4 protein-coding genes are annotated in these 3731 nt (G+C 72.8%); 3 read left to right on the forward strand and 1 reads right to left on the reverse strand.

Going from position 1 to position 3731, the window contains the following annotated elements; all coding sequences use genetic code 11:
* The first annotated feature begins 369 nt into the window (after positions 1 to 369).
* The 3 genes from NON22_RS21695 to NON22_RS21705 are packed head-to-tail and all read left to right on the forward strand — an operon-like array spanning position 370 to position 2329.
* A complete protein-coding gene (locus tag NON22_RS21695) occupies positions 370 to 984 on the forward strand; it encodes an AsmA family protein (protein WP_257389084.1) in 615 nt (204 codons plus the stop codon).
* Positions 981 to 2042 carry an A/G-specific adenine glycosylase gene (gene mutY / locus NON22_RS21700; protein ID WP_257389086.1) on the forward strand — a complete coding sequence of 354 codons (1062 nt, stop codon included), beginning with the start codon at positions 981 to 983 and terminating at the stop codon, positions 2040 to 2042. The genes NON22_RS21695 and mutY overlap by 4 nt, the downstream gene beginning before the upstream one ends.
* A 17-nt stretch (positions 2043 to 2059) precedes the next feature.
* The gene (locus NON22_RS21705; protein WP_257389087.1) at positions 2060 to 2329 is read left to right on the forward strand and encodes an oxidative damage protection protein; all 270 of its coding nucleotides are present in this window, start codon (positions 2060 to 2062) and stop codon (positions 2327 to 2329) included.
* Positions 2330 to 2499: 170 nt separating this feature from the next.
* Here NON22_RS21705 and NON22_RS21710 read toward each other — a convergent pair.
* Positions 2500 to 3731 (reverse strand): FAD-dependent oxidoreductase (locus NON22_RS21710; RefSeq protein WP_306673953.1); only part of this gene is annotated, 1232 nt, incomplete at its 5' end.

Raw genomic sequence — 3731 nt, forward strand, 5'->3', positions numbered from 1 at the left:
CGCTGGCGCGCCGTCCGGAACCGGCGGCCGGGCCACAACACACGCCGGCGTATTCGGTCCGGCGGCGGAGCCGGCGCGCCGCCGTATCGGCGCGGCGCAGGCGTACGAGCGCCGTGGCATACGGCGGCGCGACGCAGGCAGAGTTCCGAGGGAGGCGCAACGAGGAAGTTGGATGCGGCGGCGATCGCTCGCCGCCGCATCCGCTCACGCTTTCCGCCAGGGGGGCCAGCTTGGGCGCGAGCACTGCCGCCGTACGCTCCATCCTGGGTTGTGCCGGCGGCCGCCGCATTATGCCTGCGCCGTGAATATCCATCAATCCACTTTTTTTCATCGATGCGCCTGCGCCGTCCGCTTCGCATAGCCGCGGCCGTGCTCGCGCTGCCGGCGATCGCACTGGCCCTGCTGCTGCACGAATACGCCAGGCCCGAGCGCGTCGCCGCGCTGCTGACCGAGCAGACCGAGTCGCGCCTCGGCCTGACCCTGGCGTTCCGTCCGCCGGCGCGCTATGCGCTGTGGCCGCGGCTGCGCCTGCAGCTCGACGATGCGCGCTTCGGCCTGCCCGGCGAGACGACGCCGCTGCTGAGCCTGCAGCGTCTCGACGTCAGCCTGCCGTGGAGCAGCCTGCGCGACTCGCGCCTCCTCATCGAGGAGCTGCGGCTGCAGCAGCCGCAGCTCGAATTGAGCGCGCTGTTGCGCTGGCTCGAGCGCGGCGACGACGCGAACGCGACGCCGCCGGATCTGCGCGTGCACCTCGTCGTGACCGACGCGAGCCTGCAACAGGACGGTAAAGCGGTCGCGAGCCAGATCGGCTTCGACGGCGACATCGACGCGCAGCAGCTGCAGCGCTGGTGGCGCGAACTCGTCGAGGCCGCGCCGCAGGCGAACGCGCTGCCGCCATTGCCGGGCAGCGCGCGCATCGGCCGCATCGAACTCGACGGCGTGCGCCTGGAAGGCATACGCATCGAATCGGGACCGGCGCAATGAATGCGGCCGCGGACACGGCCGGCTTCGCGCCGGCATTGCTGGACTGGTACGACAGCCACGGCCGCAAGAACCTGCCTTGGCAGTCGCCGCGCACGCCGTACCGCGTCTGGCTGTCGGAAATCATGCTGCAGCAGACCCAGGTCGCGACCGTGGTCGGCTATTTCGAGCGCTTCGTCGCGGCGCTGCCGGATCTGTCCTCGCTCGCGGCCGCGCCCGCGGACCAGGTGCTCGGACTCTGGTCGGGCCTCGGCTACTACAGCCGCGCGCGCAACCTGCACAAGGCCGCACAACTCTGCATGCAGCAGCACGGCGGCAAGCTGCCGCGCGACTTCGACGCGCTGGCCGCATTGCCCGGCATAGGCCGCTCGACCGCCGGCGCGATCCTGGCCCAGGCCTGGGGCGAACGTCGCGCGATACTCGACGGCAACGTCAAGCGCGTGCTCGCGCGCCGCCACGGCGTCGACGGCTGGCCCGGCAGCACGGCCACGGCGCGCGCGCTGTGGCTGCACGCCGAGGCGAACACGCCGGCCGTGCGCGTGGCCGACTACACCCAGGCGATCATGGATCTCGGCGCGACGGTCTGCGTGCGCAGCCGGCCGCGCTGCGACGTCTGTCCGGTCGCGACGGACTGCGTCGCGCTGCGCGAGCAGCGCACCGCGCAGCTGCCGGCGCGCAAGCCGGCCAAAGCCAATCCGACGCGCGCGACCTGCATGCTGATCCTGCGCGACGCGGCCGGCCGCGTGCTGCTGCAGCGGCGCCCGGCCAGCGGCGTCTGGGCCGAACTCTGGAGCCTGCCCGAAACCGACACGGCCGCAAACTCGGTCCGCGCCGCGCGCGCCGTCGGAGCGAAGCTGTCCGGCACGCGCGGGCTGGCCGCGTTCGTCCACGTGTTCAGCCATTACCGCCTCGAAATCACGCCGCTGCTGGCTCGCGCCGAGGCGCTGCCTCAGGTCGCCGACCGCGACGATCTGCGCTGGTGCAGCGCGGCGGATTACCTCGGCCTGGGACTGCCCGCGCCCGTGCGGCGCCTGCTGCAGTCGCTGCCCGAGACCGACTGACACGAACGGAGAACCCGATGAGCCGCACCGTCCATTGCATCAAGCTCGGCCGCGACGCCGAAGGCCTGGCATTCGCGCCGTGGCCCGGCGAACTCGGCAAGCGCATTTTCGAATCGGTGTCGAAGGAAGCCTGGGGCCAGTGGCTCGCGCACCAGACCATGCTGATCAACGAGAACCGCCTTTCGCCGCTGGACCCCAAGCACCGCGCGTTCCTGCAGGGCGAAATGGAAAAGTATTTCTTCGGCGACGGTTCGGCCAAGCCGGCCGGCTACGTGCCGGAAGCCTGATCGCCGGCAGCGGCGCGTTCGCCGCATCGGCGCGGCACTGCCGCTGCCGCGCCACGCGTGCGCGAGTCGTCGCGATCACGCGCGTTGCGACCGGAATCGCAGGACGGAACGAGCGATGACGAGCGATTCGTCGATCGCACCGGCGCGACGCAGCGCGATCCCGGCGCGTTTCAGCGCGCCTCGACCTGCGCCGGCCGCGCGCGCAACGACGACGCATCGGTCAGCGGCAGACGTCCGAACAGCCCGCATTTGACGCCGGCGAGCACCTTCAGGGTCTCGCCGCGCAGCAGCGGCAGCCGCGCGAGCGGGCCGAAACACGCGTCGCGCAGGCGGCCGGCCCAATCGAGCTCGGACTGGAACAGCGGCGTGAGCCAGCGGCTGATCAGCTGGTAGATCGCGACGTGATCGCGGCGCTCGCGATCGTAGGCGTGCAGCGCGTCCGCGAGCTCGTCGTGCCCGGCCAGGGCCCGCGCGAGCGCCGCCGCATCGAGCAACGCCATGTTCGCGCCCTGCCCGAGCTGCGGGCTCATCGCATGCGCCGCGTCGCCGAGCCAGGCCACGCGGCCGGTGCAGAAGCGCCGGAGCACCGCGTCGCGGTACTGCGCCGGCATCAGCTGGCCGACATCGGTGATGCTGTCGAGCAACGGCTGCGCGCCGGGCCAGAAGCGGCCGGCCTCGTCGCGCCAGGCGTCGACGCCGCGCTGCAGGACCGCGCCGATGTCGGCGGCCGGCAGGCTCCAGAAGAAACCGATCCGGCGTGCCGTCTCGTCCTGGCCCGGCAGCACGCCGACCGGCAGCAGCCCGGCCATGCGACGCGGCCCCTCGTAGCGCTGCAGCAGCTGCGCGGCGAAGCGGCGCTGCGGATCGGCGCAGAGGCACCAGAGCGCGCCCCAGGCGTAGGGCCGATCGCGCCGTGTCAGGGCCGCGCTGCGCAGCGCCGAAGCGGCGCCGCCGCAGATCAGCACCAGGTCGTAAGGGCCATGCCGCGAGCCGCCGTCGTCGCGCAGTTCGCCGCGTACCGCATCGACGTCGACGATCGTCACGCCACTGTGCAGTTGCCGCTCGACGTCCGCATCGCGCAGCAGCTCGAACAGCGCGCCGCGCTGCATGCCGAGGCCGGAGCAGTCGGCGGCGAGATCCGTGTAGCGCATGTCGATGACCGTGCGCCCGGCCGTGGTTGCGCCGAGCAGCTGCGCGATCGGCTCGCCGCAGCGCAGCGCCGCGGCGAGCAGACCGAGTTCGGCGAGCACGGCGAGTCCGGTCGGCTGCAGCAGCAGGCCGGCGCCGACGGGCCGCGGCTGCGGCGCGCGCTCGAACACCGCGAGCCGGTGCCCCTGGCGCTGGAGCAGCCGCGCCGCCGCCTGCCCGGCCGTGCCGTAGCCGACGACCGCGATATCCAGGC

Origin of the sequence: Tahibacter caeni, assembly GCF_024609805.1 — a bacterium.
Classification (GTDB): domain Bacteria; phylum Pseudomonadota; class Gammaproteobacteria; order Xanthomonadales; family Rhodanobacteraceae; genus Tahibacter; species Tahibacter caeni.

Coding starts and splice junctions, on each gene's coding strand:
- mutY (WP_257389086.1), top strand. CDS start 981: ATGAATGCGGCCGCGGACACGGCCGGCTTCGCGCCGGCATTGCTGGAC.
- NON22_RS21705 (WP_257389087.1), top strand. CDS start 2,060: ATGAGCCGCACCGTCCATTGCATCAAGCTCGGCCGCGACGCCGAAGGC.